This window comes from Capnocytophaga sp., from assembly GCF_030532915.1.
Lineage (GTDB): Bacteria > Bacteroidota > Bacteroidia > Flavobacteriales > Flavobacteriaceae > Capnocytophaga.
In genome coordinates, this window is sequence record NZ_JAUNKD010000043.1 from 1 (window position 1) to 16,099 (window position 16,099).

General features: G+C 37.3%; 16 protein-coding genes and 1 tRNA gene. 10 read left to right on the plus strand and 7 right to left on the minus strand.

The genetic code is table 11. From position 1 onward, the window contains the following. From Q4D72_RS10615 to trmD, 8 genes are all read left to right on the plus strand, one after another. A partial coding sequence (locus Q4D72_RS10615) for a DUF6261 family protein (protein ID WP_303077841.1) occupies positions 1 to 699 on the plus strand: 699 nt, incomplete at its 5' end. Positions 700 to 930: 231 nt separating this feature from the next. Continuing rightward, positions 931 to 1,482 carry a DUF1599 domain-containing protein gene (locus Q4D72_RS10620; protein ID WP_303077842.1) on the plus strand — a complete coding sequence of 184 codons (552 nt, stop codon included), beginning with the start codon at positions 931 to 933 and terminating at the stop codon, positions 1,480 to 1,482. A gap of 15 nt (positions 1,483 to 1,497) precedes the next feature. Further along, complete coding sequence (locus Q4D72_RS10625; RefSeq protein ID WP_303077843.1) at positions 1,498 to 2,589, plus strand: BT_3928 family protein; 1,092 nt, start codon at positions 1,498 to 1,500, stop codon at positions 2,587 to 2,589. Between the two features lie 192 nt (positions 2,590 to 2,781). Next, the gene (locus Q4D72_RS10630; protein WP_303077844.1) at positions 2,782 to 4,554 is read left to right on the plus strand and encodes a long-chain fatty acid--CoA ligase; all 1,773 of its coding nucleotides are present in this window, start codon (positions 2,782 to 2,784) and stop codon (positions 4,552 to 4,554) included. 40 nt (positions 4,555 to 4,594) lie between these two features. Beyond that, on the plus strand, positions 4,595 to 5,524 hold the full coding sequence (locus Q4D72_RS10635; protein WP_303077845.1) for a bifunctional riboflavin kinase/FAD synthetase: 930 nt from the start codon (positions 4,595 to 4,597) through the stop codon (positions 5,522 to 5,524). 21 nt (positions 5,525 to 5,545) lie between these two features. Further along, positions 5,546 to 6,724, plus strand: a complete 1,179-nt coding sequence (locus Q4D72_RS10640) for an acetyl-CoA C-acyltransferase (protein ID WP_303077846.1) — start codon at positions 5,546 to 5,548, stop codon at positions 6,722 to 6,724. Positions 6,725 to 6,884: 160 nt separating this feature from the next. Continuing rightward, positions 6,885 to 7,493, plus strand: coding sequence for a hypothetical protein (locus tag Q4D72_RS10645; RefSeq protein WP_303077847.1), 609 nt, complete (start codon positions 6,885 to 6,887; stop codon positions 7,491 to 7,493). 3 nt (positions 7,494 to 7,496) lie between these two features. Beyond that, positions 7,497 to 8,171, plus strand: a complete 675-nt coding sequence (gene trmD / locus Q4D72_RS10650; protein WP_303077848.1) for a tRNA (guanosine(37)-N1)-methyltransferase TrmD — start codon at positions 7,497 to 7,499, stop codon at positions 8,169 to 8,171. A gap of 63 nt (positions 8,172 to 8,234) precedes the next feature. On the opposite strand, the gene Q4D72_RS10655 is transcribed toward trmD, so the two are convergent. The 5 genes from Q4D72_RS10655 to Q4D72_RS10675 form a co-directional block, all read right to left on the minus strand. Continuing rightward, on the minus strand, positions 8,235 to 8,510 hold the full coding sequence (locus Q4D72_RS10655) for an HU family DNA-binding protein (protein WP_303077849.1): 276 nt from the start codon (positions 8,508 to 8,510) through the stop codon (positions 8,235 to 8,237). Positions 8,511 to 8,671: 161 nt separating this feature from the next. After that, positions 8,672 to 9,679, minus strand: coding sequence for an endonuclease (locus Q4D72_RS10660; RefSeq protein WP_303077850.1), 1,008 nt, complete (start codon positions 9,677 to 9,679; stop codon positions 8,672 to 8,674). Positions 9,680 to 9,824: 145 nt separating this feature from the next. Next, positions 9,825 to 10,643, minus strand: coding sequence for a 3-methyl-2-oxobutanoate hydroxymethyltransferase (gene panB / locus Q4D72_RS10665; protein ID WP_303077851.1), 819 nt, complete (start codon positions 10,641 to 10,643; stop codon positions 9,825 to 9,827). Between the two features lie 40 nt (positions 10,644 to 10,683). Next, positions 10,684 to 11,955, minus strand: coding sequence for an adenylosuccinate synthase (locus tag Q4D72_RS10670; RefSeq protein ID WP_303077852.1), 1,272 nt, complete (start codon positions 11,953 to 11,955; stop codon positions 10,684 to 10,686). A gap of 155 nt (positions 11,956 to 12,110) precedes the next feature. Next, positions 12,111 to 12,569 carry a Fur family transcriptional regulator gene (locus tag Q4D72_RS10675; RefSeq protein ID WP_303077853.1) on the minus strand — a complete coding sequence of 153 codons (459 nt, stop codon included), beginning with the start codon at positions 12,567 to 12,569 and terminating at the stop codon, positions 12,111 to 12,113. 383 nt (positions 12,570 to 12,952) lie between these two features. Between Q4D72_RS10675 and Q4D72_RS10680 the strand changes: the two genes are divergently transcribed. Both Q4D72_RS10680 and Q4D72_RS10685 read left to right on the plus strand, forming a co-directional pair. Then, a tRNA-Tyr gene (locus Q4D72_RS10680) sits at positions 12,953 to 13,037 on the plus strand. 96 nt (positions 13,038 to 13,133) lie between these two features. Continuing rightward, positions 13,134 to 14,147: a quinone-dependent dihydroorotate dehydrogenase gene (locus Q4D72_RS10685; RefSeq protein WP_303077854.1), complete on the plus strand. Its 1,014-nt coding sequence runs from the start codon at positions 13,134 to 13,136 to the stop codon at positions 14,145 to 14,147. 48 nt (positions 14,148 to 14,195) lie between these two features. On the opposite strand, the gene Q4D72_RS10690 is transcribed toward Q4D72_RS10685, so the two are convergent. Next, entirely contained in the window at positions 14,196 to 14,705 is a 510-nt protein-coding gene (locus tag Q4D72_RS10690) for a hypothetical protein (RefSeq protein ID WP_303077855.1), read from the minus strand. A 428-nt stretch (positions 14,706 to 15,133) separates the two neighbouring features. Next, positions 15,134 to 15,745 carry a hypothetical protein gene (locus tag Q4D72_RS10695; RefSeq protein WP_303077856.1) on the minus strand — a complete coding sequence of 204 codons (612 nt, stop codon included), beginning with the start codon at positions 15,743 to 15,745 and terminating at the stop codon, positions 15,134 to 15,136. Positions 15,746 to 16,099 lie beyond the last annotated feature (354 nt).

Below are 16,099 nucleotides of genomic sequence, written 5' to 3' on the forward strand. Positions count from 1 at the left end.
CATAGTGAGATTGTAAAAATGATTGAAGTGAACGCATTGGTTTCTGAAAAGGTGAATAACCAGTTTGAGGACTATAAAAAGGCTGTTGTATTGGAACAAGAGGCGATAAAGACCCCGCAAAAGAGTCTTTATAGTGATGAAGTTGCTAAAGCGGACTCGGAGCGTGATAATTTATATAGGGGACTTAAAAATGCAATCAATGCTTATGGTGCAATACCCAATGAAGATATAAAACAGGCATATCGGGTGCTTTCGCAATTGGTAAAAGAGTATAATATCAAAACAACGATGCAACTTGACCAAGCAACAGGCTTGTTGATTCGTTTTATTGATGATTTAGAAAATAAATATAGTTCGGAAGTTAAAAAACTTTCCTTAAATAATTTTGTAACTTTATTAAAGGAGGCTAATGAACGTCTTCGTACGGCTGTATCAAACCGAAATGCAGAGCGTTCAGGCTCGCAAAAACCGGCAGGAGCTTTAAAACAAGCCCGCATAGTTACGGATAATGCATATAAGATTGTAATTAAGTACATCAATGCTTATGCGCTTATTGAGGGGGCTGAAAATTATAATAGTTTCATTAATCAAATAAACGGACTTATCGACCGATATAAAGTTCAGGTTATTAAAGGAAGAGGACAAGGCACAAATACAAAAAATACTGAAAATCCTTCTGATGATAAGCTAACTGAATAAATATTGAGCTATTTTTTAAATAAAATAAGTAATTCGTATAGCATTGTATACGATTTAAAAGATTAAAAGAATAGAAAAATCACCGTTGATAAGTTTATTGTTAGCGGTGGTTTTTATTTTTGCAAAAACTGCCTGTAAAACCATTAAAAATCACGGAGTAAAAAATACATTTATATATTTTGAATTTTGTAGGTAAGGTAGTATCTTTGCCTACTGATATTTTATTAACTGATGGATACCACGATAATACAATATAATCAAATTATTGATGAATGTAAGGCTTTGTTTATCAATAAAATGAAAGATTACGGCAGTGCTTGGCGTATTTTGCGTTTGCCCTCGCTTACTGACCAGATTTTTATCAAAACGCAACGCATCAGAGGCTTGCAGGAAAATCAGATTCGCAAAATTGATGAAGGCGAGGTTTCTGAATTTGTCGGGATTGTGAATTATTCGCTGATGGCGCTTATTCAAATAGAAAAAGGTATCGCTCAACAGCCGGATATTAATCTTGAAGAAGCAATAGCGCTTTACGACCAAAAAGTTGCCGAAACCCTGCAATTGATGGAAAATAAAAATCACGATTACGGTGAAGCGTGGCGCGATATGCGGGTGAGTTCACTCACGGATTTGATTTTACAAAAGGTATTAAGAATCAAGCAGATAGAAGATAATCAAGGGAGAACTTTGGTCAGTGAAGGCGTCGTAGCCAATTATCAAGATATGATTAATTACGCCGTTTTTGCGTTGATTCATCTTAAAGAAATACAAGAAACAAACTAATAAATTAACTTGAATATGAAATATGCGGTTTATATAGTCCGATTTGTTTTGGGCATTTTGTTTATTATCAGTGGATTAATAAAACTAAATGATCCGGTCGGATTTGCTTTTAAGTTGGAGGAGTATTTTAGTCCGCCCGTGCTGAATCTTCCTTTTTTAGAGCCTCTTGCCTTCGCGTTGGCTGTTTTTGTTTGTGTGGTTGAGGTGCTTTTGGGCGTGATGCTCATTATGGGTATTTACCGAAAAATCACGCTTTGGTCGTTTTTGGCGATGCTTGTGTTCTTTGGCTTTTTAACATTCTATTCGGCTTATTATAATAAAGTTACCGATTGCGGTTGTTTTGGCGATGCCATTAAATTTACGCCTTGGCAATCGTTCGGGAAGGATATTTTTCTGTTAGTGCTGACTTTGTTTCTTCTTGCAAATCAGAAGTATATCGAACCCATTTCAAAAGGAGTGCTTCCGGTGGCGGTAAGTGCGGCGTCGCTCGTAGGATGTTTGCTGTTGGTGCATTATGTTTATAATCATTTGCCTGTAAAGGATTTCCGTCCGTATAAAATTGGGGTGAATATTCCGCAAGGTATGGTTATTCCGGAAGGAGCGCCAATGCCAAAATTTGATTATCATTGGAAATTTATGATTGATGGAAAAGAGCAAGTTATTGTAACACAGGGGGATTATCCAAAAGTGGAAGGTGAATTTATTGCCGTTGAAACAAAAGAGGTGGACAAAGGTTACGTGCCGCCGATTCACGATTTTTTCATCGAAAAAGATGACGAAAGTTACTTTGACCAAATGATGAGCAAAGAAAAATTGCTGATGGTAATTTCGTACAACTTAGAAAAATCAGATGAAGAGGCTTTTACCGCCGTGAAAAAGGCAACAGACAAGGCGCTCAAAAAAGGGTACACCGTCATCGGGCTGACTTCCATTTTGCAGCAAGCCGAAACCATCAAAAATAAGTACGAACTCAATTTTGATTTCTATTTCAATGACGAAACTACATTAAAAACGATGATTCGTTCCAATCCGGGGATTATGATTTTGAGCAAAGGGACTATTATTGATAAAAAACATTTTAACGATTTAGACAAACTAAACATCTGATAACAGGCTATTTTTACAATACAAAAAAGAAAGGCAACCAAATTGGGTTGCTTTCTTTTTTTAAGGTTTAAATATTTGTAAATAAACTGATTGTGTTTTCGGGGTTATTTTTTTTACGATTTTGCAAATAAAAAATTTGTTTTTTAGGTTTTTAATGTGTACTTTGCGTTGTGAATGTAAAAATAATGAAATATGAATATTGTTACTCGCCTGTTTGATATTCCTCATTATCAGCTTGCTAACTTTCCGCTTGCTGATGCTTTGGTTACAAAATACAACGGAGTTTGGGAAAAAACCTCCACAGAGGAATACATCAAAAAAAGCAATGCCGTGAGTCGCGGTTTGTTGCGTATGGGAGTTGAAAAAAATGATAAAATAGCGGTTATTTCATCAAATAACCGCACCGAATGGCATATTTTAGATATCGGAATTTTACAAATCGGGGCACAAAATGTTCCCGTTTACCCAACAATTTCGTTGGACGATTTCGAGTATATTTTCAACCACGCCGAATGTAAATATTGCTTTGTGTCTGATAAAGAGTTGCTTGACAAAATTACTTCAATTCGAGAAAAATTACCTCATTTGAAAGGAATTTACACTTTTGACGATGTTCCGTATGCGCATAGTTGGAAAGAAATTCTGGATTTAGGCAGTGACCCAAGCAATCAGCCGGAAGTCGAAAACCGAAAAAATAGCATCAAAACCAATGATTTAGCTACGATTATTTACACTTCCGGAACAACAGCTCGCCCCAAAGGCGTTATGCTTTCACACCAAAATATTATTTCAAATGTACTGAATTGTTTAGACAGACTTCCGCTCACGCGAGGTGCAAAATGTTTGAGTTTTTTGCCGGTTTGTCATATTTTTGAACGAATGCTAACCTACTTTTATCAGTACAACTGTTTGCGCATTCACTTTGCTGAATCCATTGACAAAATGGGTGAAAATGTAAAGGAAATCAAACCCAACATAATGACCGTTGTGCCACGCCTAATTGAAAAAGTGTATGATAAAATTTATGCAAAAGGTGCTGAACTTAAAGGTGTTAAACGAAAAATATTCTTTTGGGCGTTAGAATTGGGCTTCAAATACAAACCTTATGGGGTAAACGGCTGGCTGTACAATTTCAAATTAAAAATTGCCCGTAAATTGGTGTTTAAAAAATGGCAAGAAGCCTTAGGAGGCGAACTGACAATGATGGTTTCGGGCAGCGCCGCATTGCAAGCGCGTTTGGCTCGAATTTTTGCCGCAGCGGGTTTGCCCATAATGGAAGGTTACGGACTTACGGAAACCGCTCCCGTGATTGCGGTGAACCGTGAAGCTGGTAAATTCTGGAAAATAGGCACGGTAGGTAAACCCATTAATAATGTGGAAGTTAAAATTGCCGATGATGGTGAAATACTTTGCAAAGGAGCCAACGTTATGCTGGGATATTACAAAGACCCTGACCTTACCGCATCGGTGATGAGTGGTGATTTTTTTCATACGGGCGATATCGGTGAGCTTGATAGTCAAGGATTTTTAAAAATTACCGACCGCAAAAAAGAGATTTTCAAAACCTCCGGAGGTAAGTACGTAGCCCCCCAAGTTATTGAAAATCTGCTGAAACAATCGCGTTTCATTGAACAGGCAATGGTGGTGGGCGATGGTGAGAAAATGCCGGCGGCAATCATTCAGCTTAATTTTTCATTTGTTAAGGAATGGGCAAAACGCCGAAACATAAACATCGGTACAACTCACGATGAAATCATCAAAAACAAAGAATTGTTTGCACGTATTGAAACCGAAGTTGAAAAAGTGAATAAAAATTTAGGAAAGTGGGAGAAAATTAAATTATTTGCTTTTACGCCCGATGAATGGAGCATTGATGCGGGGCATCTAACCCCAACACTCAAACTTAAACGCCGTGTCATAAAAGATAAATATATTGCCATTTACAATGATTTTTATAAGAAATAAGGGTTTGAAAATCAGTAATTTTTATTGTTCGTTCTAAAAAATGAAAGAAATAACAGACCTTTCAAACTTCATATCACCCAAGGAAACGGTTGTTACCATCGGGACTTTTGACGGCGTACATTTGGGGCATCGGAAAATTATCAAAAAACTGGTTGAGTTGGCTGAAAAAGAAGCCTTGCTGTCCACTATTTTTACGTTTTTTCCACATCCGCGTGCTGTAATTCAGCAAGATAACGGATTGAAACTAATCTGTACGCAACAAGAAAAAAATCAGATTTTGGCTTCACTCGGGGTCAATCAGCTTGTTGTTTGTCCGTTTGATAAAACATTTTCAAAGATGACAGCCGAGGAATTTGTAACCGAAATTTTGGTTAAGCGATTGAAAGCCAAAATAGTAATTGTTGGTTACGACCATCGTTTTGGTTGCAATCGTGAGGCGGATATTACTGATATGAAGCGCTTCGGGGCGATTTACGGTTTTCAGGTTGAAGAGATTTCGGCTCAGGAAATTAATGCGGTTTCTGTGAGTTCCACAAAAATCAGAAACGCTCTAAATCAAGGAGATGTAAAAACCGCTTGGGATTATTTGGGAAATCCTTTTTCAATTACCGGCAAGGTGATTCACGGGCTTAAAATAGGGCGAACCATTGGTTTTCCGACAGCCAACCTATATATTGGGGAAGATTATAAACTGATTCCGAAAGACGGTATCTATGTGATTTATAGCATTATAAATAATAAAAAAGTCTACGGAATGATGAGCATCGGCACTAACCCCACCATTGAAGGGAAAGGAGCAAGCATCGAAGCGCATTTTTTTGATTTTCAAGAAGATATATATAACAAAGAAATACAGGTGTTTTTTTTGCAACGTCTTCGTGATGAGCAAAAATTTGATTCAGTTGATGGGTTAAAAATACAATTACAACAAGATGCACTTGAATCACGAAGATTCATAGACTCATTGTAACTTATTCATTAATAGAAAAATATGAAAACAGCTTACGTAATAAAAGCCTATCGAACCGCCGTAGGGAAAGCCCCCCGAGGATTACTTCGATTTAAGCGTCCGGATGAGTTGGCAGCCGAAACCATTGCCTATTTGTTGAAGCAACTTCCTGATTTTGATAAAGATGCGATAGATGATGTTATCGTTGGCAACGCAATGCCGGAGGCTGAACAGGGGTTGAATGTAGGGCGACTCATTTCACTTATGGGGTTGAAAACCAATCAAGTACCTGGGATGACCATAAACAGATATTGTGCTTCGGGTTTGGAAACCATTGCCATCGCCACGGCGAAAATCCAATCCGGAATGGCTAACTGTATTCTTGCCGGAGGCGTTGAAAGTATGAGTTACATTCCGTTTGGAGGTTATCGTCCGTCGCCTGATTATAAGTCGGTTATGGAAGGAAATGAGGATTATTATTGGGGTATGGGGCTTACGGCAGAAAAAGTGGCTAAGCGATTTCATATTTCACGAGACGACCAAGACTTTTTTGCATTTCATTCACACCAAAAAGCTCTAAAAGCCTTGAATGACAGGGTTTTTGAAAATCAAATTGCGCCTGTTGAGGTGGAGCAGATTTTAATCGAAAACGGGAAACGTGTTTCCAAAACATATATTTTTAAAACAGATGAAGGACCTCGTGCTGACACCTCATTGCAGGCGTTGGCAAAACTGAAACCTGTTTTTGCCCAAAACGGAAGTGTTACGGCAGGAAATTCATCACAAACCAGTGATGGAGCCGCTTTTTTGCTATTGATGGATGAAGATTGGGTTAAACGATTGAATGTTAAGCCCATTGCACGGTTGGTAAGCTATGCCGTGGGAGGAATTTCACCCGATATTATGGGAGTTGGGCCTGTGGTGGCAATTCCCAAAGCCCTGCAAAAAGCCGGAATGAAACTAAATGATATTCAGCTTATTGAGCTCAATGAGGCTTTTGCCGCTCAATCACTTGCCGTAGTCCGTGAGTTGGATTTAAATCCTGAAATTATCAACGTGAACGGAGGTGCCATCGCTTTGGGACATCCATTGGGGTGTACCGGAACGAAACTTTCCGTGCAGTTATTTGACGAACTCAAACGCCGTAATCAAAAATACGGAATGGTAACAATGTGTGTGGGTACGGGGCAAGGAGCTGCGGGTGTTTACGAAATTTTATAATAAAAACGGATAAAAATTGAAGTTATTTTGATGATTTTCATCTGTTTTTAATTTGTTTAATAAATCTAAAAAAATGATAAAAATTCCTTTTTTTTCAGATTTTAGGTGATTTTTATAATTAATTTTCTTACATTTGTTTTTTGAAAATAATTTAATGATAATGAGAAAACAATTACTGATAGGGGCATTTGCTTTTTTTTCACTTACATTTACAATTAATGCCCAAGAAACCACATTAGATAGTGTAAATGTGGAAGTTAAGAAAAAAACAAATACGTTGAACAATCAGTTTGATGATTTGGTAGAAAAGGCAAATTCGTGGCAGAGTTACAAAATTATTGACAGAACCAAACTTGGAAATTATCAAAAAAATGTGCTTGACAGTTTGCAAAGCATCAAATCGAAGATACAAGCGCAACAAGAAATCATAGGAAATCACGAAGAAGAAGTTAAAAAATTAAACGAAAATATTTCGGAACTTCAAAATACGCTTGAAAAAACACAAAACGAAAAGGATAGTATTAACCTCTTGGGTGTATTGCTCTCAAAGGCAACCTATTCGTTATTGATGTGGAGTATTGTGCTGGTACTGACTTGTTTGCTGCTTTTCTATGTGTACAAGTACATCAACGGAAGCGCTCTTACCAGAAAATCATTGCAAGATTTGCAAGAATTGCAAGATGAGTATGAAAATTACCGAAAATCAGCCATTGAAAGAGAGCAAAAAGTGCGTCGCCAACTTCAAGACGAGATTAACAAACACAGATAATCAATGCGTATTGATATTATTTCGGTAGTGCCGGAACTTTTAGAAAGCCCGTTCAACGCCTCAATAATGAAACGGGCAATCGACAAAGATTTGGTGCAGGTTGTTTTTCATAACTTACGTGATTACAGTACAGGAAGTTACCGGCAAGTTGATGATTATCAGTTTGGTGGCGGTGCGGGTATGGTTTTGATGGTAGAGCCCATTGATAAATGTATTTCGGCATTGAAGGCACAACGCAATTACGATGAGGTGATTTATATGACTCCTGACGGTGAAACGTTTAATCAAAAAACAGCCAACCGGCTTTCGCTTTGTGAAAATCTGATAGTGCTTTGTGGGCATTATAAAGGTGTGGATCAGCGTGTTCGCGATCATTTTATAACGAAGGAAATTTCAATTGGAGATTATGTACTTTCAGGCGGAGAGTTGGGTGCGGCAATTGTTTGTGATGCCGTAGTTCGGTTGATACCGGGAGTGTTGGGCGATGAAACTTCGGCGCTCACTGATTCTTTCCAAGATAATTTACTTGCGCCACCGGTTTACACACGTCCGGCTTCGTATAAGGGTTGGGGGGTACCTGAAATTCTGTTAAGTGGTGATTTTAAGAAGATTGAACAATGGCGTGAAGAAAAAGCGTTTCAGCATACGCAAAATAGGCGCCCTGATTTGTTGTATTGATACTCACTTATATAAAAAAAGGCTGGTTCATTTATTTGAGCCAGCCTTTTAAATTTTCATTGGTTATTTATTTACAGCATCTGAAAGTTCAGAACCCGCTTTAAACTTAACCACGTTTTTGGCAGCAACTTTGATGATTTCGTTAGTGCGAGGGTTTCGAGCCTCACGCGCCTCTTTTTTAGAAACTGACCAAGAACCAAACCCTACGATTGCAACCTTATCGCCTTGTTTCAGCGCTTTTTCAACGTTTGAAAAGAATGCCTCTAAGGCTTTTTTGGCGTCTGCTTTTGTGATTTCTGCGTCTGCTGCAATTGCATCAATTAATTCTGTTTTGTTCATAAGTACTATTTTTTTTAATAAAATGTTTAATTGCCACAAAGGTAGTGATATATTTATTCCTTGCAACACAATTGATAAAAAAAATACTTTTTTAATTAAAGATTAACATTTTTAAGTATTTCTTGTAATGTTTTTCGGTTAAGACAAACGGTTAAAAATGATTACCAACGATTTTCAGCTTTGTTTTTTCCCCAAATAAGAGTTGCCAAATACGGATTATCAATAAACGGATTTCGGTTGCCTTGCGCTTTTTCAATCACGTCGTTTCTGTTTTTTTCAATTTGTGAAACGGGGTCTTCGGCGTTCCATTTTAGCAGTAAATCAATACCTTGCACTGAAATATCGGCTCCTAAATCTTCATTGTAGCGCAAGTTGAGATACAGTACCATTCGCGCCACATCGCCCTTCCATTCATCACCTGGATACCAAGCGTTTCTTCCTATCAATCCTGTTTTTCCACTACCTTCGGCAAAAGGATGATTGCCACGCGCCGAATTGGTTTTGACATCACAGTATCGCAAATGATGTAAGTCACCTTTGGCTGTCATACCTATTTTTGATTGCGGATAAACGTGTTCGGTGTTTACGTCATTGCTTCGGGAGTTGCGCACTTCACCGGTATAAATTAAAATCACTTTATTTTGTTGGTTTTCAGCTCTATCGGCTTGGGGTAAGTATTTGTGTCGCTCGCCGTAGTCCAAAAAGTTAGCGTGTTTTGCAATGGTTAGTGTGGCTAACTGTTCGTGCAATTCATTACCTGTTTTTGAAAAATCAACGGATTTATAATAATCTTGAAGCGTTTGAGGCACTTTGAGTGGCGAGGTGCTTCCGTTTATTTTATCGGTAGTAAAACTGTGTTCAATGGTAGTTTCACCGCCTTTTCCGTCGTGTGCCGTAATACTCATTTGGTAAGTTTTACCGCTGTTTAGATTGGTGAAGGTGTGATGAAGCCCGTTTATTCCACGTTTTACGAAATCGCCCATTGATATGCTGTACAATACCTTATCTCCATCAGGATCAATTGATTCAGACCAAGAAACGGTAGCAACATTTGATGTTACGGAAGTGTGTTTTACAGCAAAACTACCCGGTGGATTATTACCGTTATCACCCGATGTATTGCTACAGGCTCCTAAAAAAGGAAGTACTAAAATAAATATTTTTTTCATTATATTACAATTTTTCGTGCCAAAGATACGAAAAAATGCACAGATTCGGCTTGTTTTTTAAGAAAAATAGGTTTTGGGATTGGTACAAAAAAAACAGAGATGCCGCTTGGGACATCTCCGATATGTTGTATGAAATGTTTGTATTTTAGTAACTTTCTTCTTTGCTGGGAAATTCAACATTCTTAACATCTTCTACATAACGTGATACGGCAGAGGTAATTTCCTCATACAGATTGGCATACCTGCGTAAAAATCGCGGGTGAAATTCATTGGTCATTCCCAGTATGTCGTGAAGTACCAATACTTGTCCGTCCACTCCGTTACCCGCACCGATGCCTATAACGGGAATGTTTACGCTTTTAGCTACTTCTTCTGCCAAAACAGCAGGAACTTTTTCCAAAACGATGGCAAAGCAACCCATTTTTTCGAGCATTAATGCATCGTTTTTGAGTTTCTGAGCTTCGGTTTCTTCCTTTGCCCTAACGGTGTATGAACCAAACTTATAGATGGATTGCGGCGTTAAACCCAAATGCCCCATTACGGGAATTCCTGCGTTGAGGATACGTTTAATGCTCTCTTTAATTTCTTTACCTCCTTCAAGTTTTACGGCGTGTCCGCCACTTTCTTTCATTATACGGATGGCTGAACGCAACGCCTCTTTGGGATTGGACTGATACGCCCCGAACGGTAAATCAACCACTACGAGTGATCTGCCCGCCCCGCGCACTACTGATGAGGCGTGGTAAATCATCTGGTCAAGGGTGATGGGGAGCGTGGTTTCGTGTCCCGCCATTACGTTACTTGCCGAGTCGCCCACCAAGATGACATCAATTCCGGCGCCGTCCACAATTCGGGCAAAAGTGTAATCATAAGCCGTGAGCATCGAAATTTTTTCGCCCCGAGCTTTCATATCAATCAACGACTTGGTAGTTACGCGTTTGTATTCTTTTTTTGCAACAGACATTTTTTTCTTTTTATATAATAGTGTAAAAATTGTTAATCCTTTATCGCACAATGGTTTGTGTACGGTCAGGTCCTACTGAAACGATGCTGATTGGCACTTCGAGTTCTTTTTCCAAGAAGGCGATATAGTCGTTCAATTCTTGCGGAAGTTCTGAAGCCTCAGTGATTTGCGTGAGGTCTTTTGCCCAACCTTTCATTTCGATGTACACCGGTGATACGTTTTCCGCTTCGATGTTATAAGGCAAGTGAGCCACTTCTTTTCCTTTGTAAGTGTATGCCGTACAGATTTTTAGCGTGTCAAAACCACTGAGTACGTCGGCTTTCATCATCATTAGTTGAGTTACGCCGTTAATGCGCACGGCATATTTGAGGGCAACCAAGTCAAGCCAGCCACAACGGCGTTTTCTTCCGGTGGTGGCTCCAAATTCACGCCCTACGCGCCCCATTGTTTCGCCATCGGCATCAAAAAGTTCGGTAGGGAAGGGGCCGCTTCCAACGCGGGTGGTGTAGGCCTTGAAAATCCCGAAAACTTCTTTGATGTGATTCGGAGCAATTCCCAATCCGGTGCAAGCTCCGGCGGCGGTTGTGTTAGAGGAAGTTACAAACGGATACGTGCCGAAATCAACATCTAAAAGTGAGCCTTGCGCCCCTTCGGCAAGGATTTTTTTACCACTTTTTTGAGCTTGGTGCAGGTATTCTTCACTATCGATAAAAGTAAGCGAACGCAAACTTTCAATGGCTTCAAAGAAATCTTTTTCCAGTTCAGATAAATCATACTGAATGTCCACACCGTAGAAGCCTATCATAGCTTCGTGTTTGTCAGCCAAAGAGCGGTAACGTTCCTTAAAATCAGTCATTTCGATGTCGCCCACGCGCAAGCCGTTACGTCCGGTTTTATCCATATATGTAGGTCCGATACCTTTGAGGGTTGAACCGATTTTTGCTTTTCCTTTGGCTGTTTCAGAGGCTGCATCAAGCAGGCGGTGTGTGGGTAAAATCAGGTGCGCCTTACGCGAAACGAGCAGGCGTTCTTTAAGGTTGATGTTAAAAGGCGCTAAGGCGTCCATTTCTTTTTTTAAGATGATGGGGTCAATAACCACCCCGTTTCCGATGATATTGACCGCTTTTGGGTGGAAAATTCCTGACGGAATGGTGTGTAAAACGTGTTTAATTCCGTTAAATTCAAGGGTATGCCCTGCGTTGGGACCACCTTGAAAGCGTGCGATAATGTCATACTTTTGTGTAAGTACATCTACGATTTTTCCTTTTCCTTCGTCGCCCCATTGAAGCCCGAGAAGTAAATCTACTGCCATTTTTCTGTTGGTATTATATCGTTTAATTATTTGTGTTATCGTGCAATTGTGCTGTTTTTTGTAAAATGCAAACCTTTGTCAAAATGGTATCATTTTGACAAAGGTTGTTTGTAAACTTTGGTATTTGTTAGCCTTTAAAAAACAGAAACAAAACATTATTTTTTACTATTTTTTTTATTTTTGATTCCGTAAAAATAAAGCGAATGATTTTGGATTTTGATGTCAAAAATCTCTTCGATGGTTTGTTTGATGGCTTGGATGCGCGGGTCACAAAACTCCATAATCTCGCCTGTATCGGTAAGGATTACGTGGTCGTGCTGGCGGTCGAAATACGCCTTTTCATAATGCGATTGATTTTGCCCGAATTGGTGTTTGCGCACCAGCCCGCATTCCAAAAGCAACTCAATGGTGTTGTACAAGGTGGCACGGCTCACGCGGTATTTTTTGTTTTTCATTTTGATGTACAACGACTCGATATCAAAATGCTCACCGCTTTCGTAAATTTCCCTAACGATTGCAAAGCGTTCCGGCGTTTTCCGATGCCCGTTTTCTTCCAAATATTTGGTGAAAACCTTTCTGACTACTTCTAAATTTTCTTCGGTTGTGCTTGCCATATATATCCAAAAATTAAAAGGACAAAGTTAATACTTTTTTTTAATATTCCGATATAAATTCAAAGTTTTCATTGCTGAAGGAAAATAGTCGTTATTTTAGCCCCAAACTTCTGCTGAAATTATCCGGATTTTTTATTGTCAAGAAGAATAAAAGGCTTTTACTTCGGGATATGATTAACGTTCAATATTTTTGTAATCTGTTACATCTTGTGCGTCTAATTTTTAAACGAAATGTATTGTAAGTTGTTGTTTTACAATGGTTAATGATTTAAATTGTAATCTTACATTCCTTAAAATCCATTGGTAAGTGCAATTTTTCGTTTTTTTTTTCATTAGAAAGTTTGTTACTTAAAAAAAATATTCGTAAATTTGCACCCGCAATTGGGAAGATACTCAAGCGGCCAACGAGGGCAGACTGTAAATCTGCTGACTATGTCTTCGCAGGTTCGAATCCTGCTCTTCCCACCAAAAAAAGAGATTTTCAAACCAATGGAAATCTCTTTTTTCATATACCAAAATGCCTTTGGCCTTATTATTCATCTTGTATTTTAAGCATAAATAATTATGTACAAACATCTTATCCAACCAATTTTGTTCCGTATTGACCCTGAAAAAGCGCATTATTTAACATTTTCAACCTTTAAATTTTTGAATAAAATTCCGGGCGTGTCGGCTTTGCTGCGGTCAATGTATCGGGTGCAACATCCTGCATTGGAAAGGGAAGTTTTTGGTATTAAATTTAAAAATCCGGTGGGATTGGCGGCAGGATTGGACAAAGAAGCCAAGTTGTACAGCGAGCTGTCTAATTTAGGATTCGGTTTTATTGAAATCGGAACCATCACTCCAAAAGCACAAGACGGAAACCCCAAAAAACGACTTTTCCGACTAAAAGCCGATAAGGCTATTATTAATCGTATGGGTTTTAATAATCAAGGAGTTGAGGCAGCAATTAAACAATTGAAGAAAAATAAAAACGTCATCATTGGCGGAAATATCGGCAAGAATAAAGTTACTCCGAATGAGGAAGCCGTGAATGATTACACGCTTTGTTTCGAGAAATTATTTCCGTATGTTCATTATTTTGTGGTAAATGTAAGTTCGCCCAACACCCCCAATTTGCGAACTTTACAAGAAAAAGAACCTCTCACACACCTGCTCAACACGTTGCAAAAGTTAAATGCTCAAAAACAATCGCCCAAGCCTATTTTGCTGAAAATTGCTCCAGATTTGACCGACCAGCAACTTCTTGATATTATTAATATTGTAAAGGAAACAAAAATAGCAGGCGTAATAGCCACAAACACAACTATTTCCCGAGAAGGATTGCTTTCGGAAGCCAAAAATGAAGTAGGCGGATTGAGCGGAAAACCCTTAAAAAATCGCTCAACACAAGTAATCCGTTTTCTGTCGGAAAAAAGCGGAAAAGCCTTTCCGATTATTGGGGTGGGAGGCATCCATTCCGTCGAAGACGCCCTTGAAAAGTTGGAGGCAGGAGCTTCACTGATTCAGCTTTATACAGGATTTATTTATGAAGGCCCGCAACTAATAAAAAAAATCAACAAGCGGTTGATTCAATAGACAGAAGGTTTTTGATTGGGTCTATTTTAAGCAGATATAACCGGTTCTTTATTTTTTATTTTTTGCTTGATTGTTTCTAATTTTTAGTTTTTCGATGTTAATTTCTTTTTGAAATAGAGCAGCTATATTTTTTATCATAGCATAAAAAGATAAGATTAGGGAGATGTTAAACTTATAGAGAAAAAAGGTTAGGCACAATTGAATGTCAGACTCTATGTTCCTTTTTAAAAGAAGGCAATATAAATCTCCAAAATAAGTTTTTTCTAATGTTGTAAACATACCCATCAAATAAAGAATTATTAGAGCTCTAACACTTTGTAACAAGGCATACAAAATATTGTACAAAGTATCTTGAAGAATATCAAGTCTAAGATTTCTTTCTGTAAAGTTTATGTCTGGTATGGTTTTATTGATTTGAGGAATTAGTATGGCAACTACACTTAAAAAAAGCCCTATAAAAATGGACAAATTTATGCCAAACAGATTTTTTAAATCGTTATCAGGAAGTTTAATAATGCATAAAATTACGGCAAAAAAGCAAGGAAAAATAAAAAACAAAATTTATCAGCTAGTTTTAGCTTACCATCAATAAGAAAGCTTTTTTGTACTCAGTAGTAATTGATCTTACATTTAATCTATTTGTCATTAGATAATATTTAAAGTTAATTCTCTTATCAGTTGATACTATCAAAGTCAGAAAATCCTTTTTGATTAATGTTTATGTTAATTAAATAGTAAGGTCTTACTTTAAAAGTGTCTTCTAAATCTATTGTTCTAGTATTTTCATTATATGTTGAAACCACCTTTATATTCGTGTTTTCATCAAAACCAATTTCTCTAAACTCTTCTCCAACAAAAAAGCCGGTTTTATTTTCGAGATTTGATATAATTCTTTTTTTGGTAATAATAGGAATTATGGCTCCTTTTGTTGGGATAATTTTTATTTCTACTTTATATTCACCGGAAGATTGATATTCTCCTAAATATTATGTTGATTTTTCATTAGCTAAAAAATATCTGGATAAGATAATAGAGTTGTAATCTCCCTTGATTAAATATTCTTTAATTACTTTGTCTTCAATAAAATTCGTAATCTTTATGTTTAATGTAGAGAATTTTCTTTGTATAAACCGCGTAATAAGTGTACACATCGCAGATTTTAATGAATGTTTTCCTTCTCGTTCTAAGATAATAAACCCATATTTTTTATCTAATGGTAAAATAATCATAAAGAAATAAGGACGTTCAATTGATTGTCCTTTCTTCTTTGTATACAAAGGCTCTTTCTTTTTGTTACTTTTTACTACATCTTGTTCTTTTCCATCATCTTCCCCTAGACAAATTTTACCAGCAACGTATCTAGATGTTTTATCGTGAACAAAAATTGATTTCGGATTTGCGTTTTTATTTATTTTCTCTATTCTACATGTCCGTCCACCTAAAAAGTCAGGAGGAAATGTGTCTACAAAATTGGTAAAATTGTTTACTAATTCTGTATATAAATCAACTCCTTGTATGTTTTCCAATAGTGGAAAAACATCAGTTTTTCGTTTCTGATGAATTTTAAACGTATAAATTTCTAATTTTCTTTCTTCCATATTTTTATAAATTTCTAATGTCAAACTTATCAAAACTTTTTAAAAAACAAAAAATCGTATTTTGTATTTGTACCAAAAGCTTAAAAATTAAGAACTTTGAGCAAAGATACAATAAAAAAAGGATTATCCACATTTGAGCGTAGTAAAAAGAGCTTTTAAAACAAAATTTGATTTGTTGTTAATTTTTGTATTGATAATCAGATAGTTAAAAATATGTTGCCAATACTGTGAACTTCGGGGAGAGATTTATGACGAAAGTAAAAAAAAATTGTATATCCGTAATCAAAAATAATTTTGTGTATTTGCCTCAAATTCAACAGTTATGAATATTTTTAGTTTCACGGCACATTTCGG

Bases quoted from the DNA above. Each gene is read 5' to 3' on its own strand.
- Q4D72_RS10620 (WP_303077842.1), top strand. From the start codon at position 931: ATGGATACCACGATAATACAATATAATCAAATTATTGATGAATGTAAG.
- Q4D72_RS10625 (WP_303077843.1), top strand. From the start codon at position 1,498: ATGAAATATGCGGTTTATATAGTCCGATTTGTTTTGGGCATTTTGTTT.
- Q4D72_RS10630 (WP_303077844.1), top strand. From the start codon at position 2,782: ATGAATATTGTTACTCGCCTGTTTGATATTCCTCATTATCAGCTTGCT.
- Q4D72_RS10635 (WP_303077845.1), top strand. From the start codon at position 4,595: ATGAAAGAAATAACAGACCTTTCAAACTTCATATCACCCAAGGAAACG.
- Q4D72_RS10640 (WP_303077846.1), top strand. From the start codon at position 5,546: ATGAAAACAGCTTACGTAATAAAAGCCTATCGAACCGCCGTAGGGAAA.
- Q4D72_RS10645 (WP_303077847.1), top strand. From the start codon at position 6,885: ATGAGAAAACAATTACTGATAGGGGCATTTGCTTTTTTTTCACTTACA.
- trmD (WP_303077848.1), top strand. From the start codon at position 7,497: ATGCGTATTGATATTATTTCGGTAGTGCCGGAACTTTTAGAAAGCCCG.
- Q4D72_RS10655 (WP_303077849.1), bottom strand. From the start codon at position 8,510: ATGAACAAAACAGAATTAATTGATGCAATTGCAGCAGACGCAGAAATC.
- Q4D72_RS10660 (WP_303077850.1), bottom strand. From the start codon at position 9,679: ATGAAAAAAATATTTATTTTAGTACTTCCTTTTTTAGGAGCCTGTAGC.
- panB (WP_303077851.1), bottom strand. From the start codon at position 10,643: ATGTCTGTTGCAAAAAAAGAATACAAACGCGTAACTACCAAGTCGTTG.
- Q4D72_RS10670 (WP_303077852.1), bottom strand. From the start codon at position 11,955: ATGGCAGTAGATTTACTTCTCGGGCTTCAATGGGGCGACGAAGGAAAA.
- Q4D72_RS10675 (WP_303077853.1), bottom strand. From the start codon at position 12,569: ATGGCAAGCACAACCGAAGAAAATTTAGAAGTAGTCAGAAAGGTTTTC.
- Q4D72_RS10685 (WP_303077854.1), top strand. From the start codon at position 13,134: ATGTACAAACATCTTATCCAACCAATTTTGTTCCGTATTGACCCTGAA.
- Q4D72_RS10695 (WP_303077856.1), bottom strand. From the start codon at position 15,745: ATGGAAGAAAGAAAATTAGAAATTTATACGTTTAAAATTCATCAGAAA.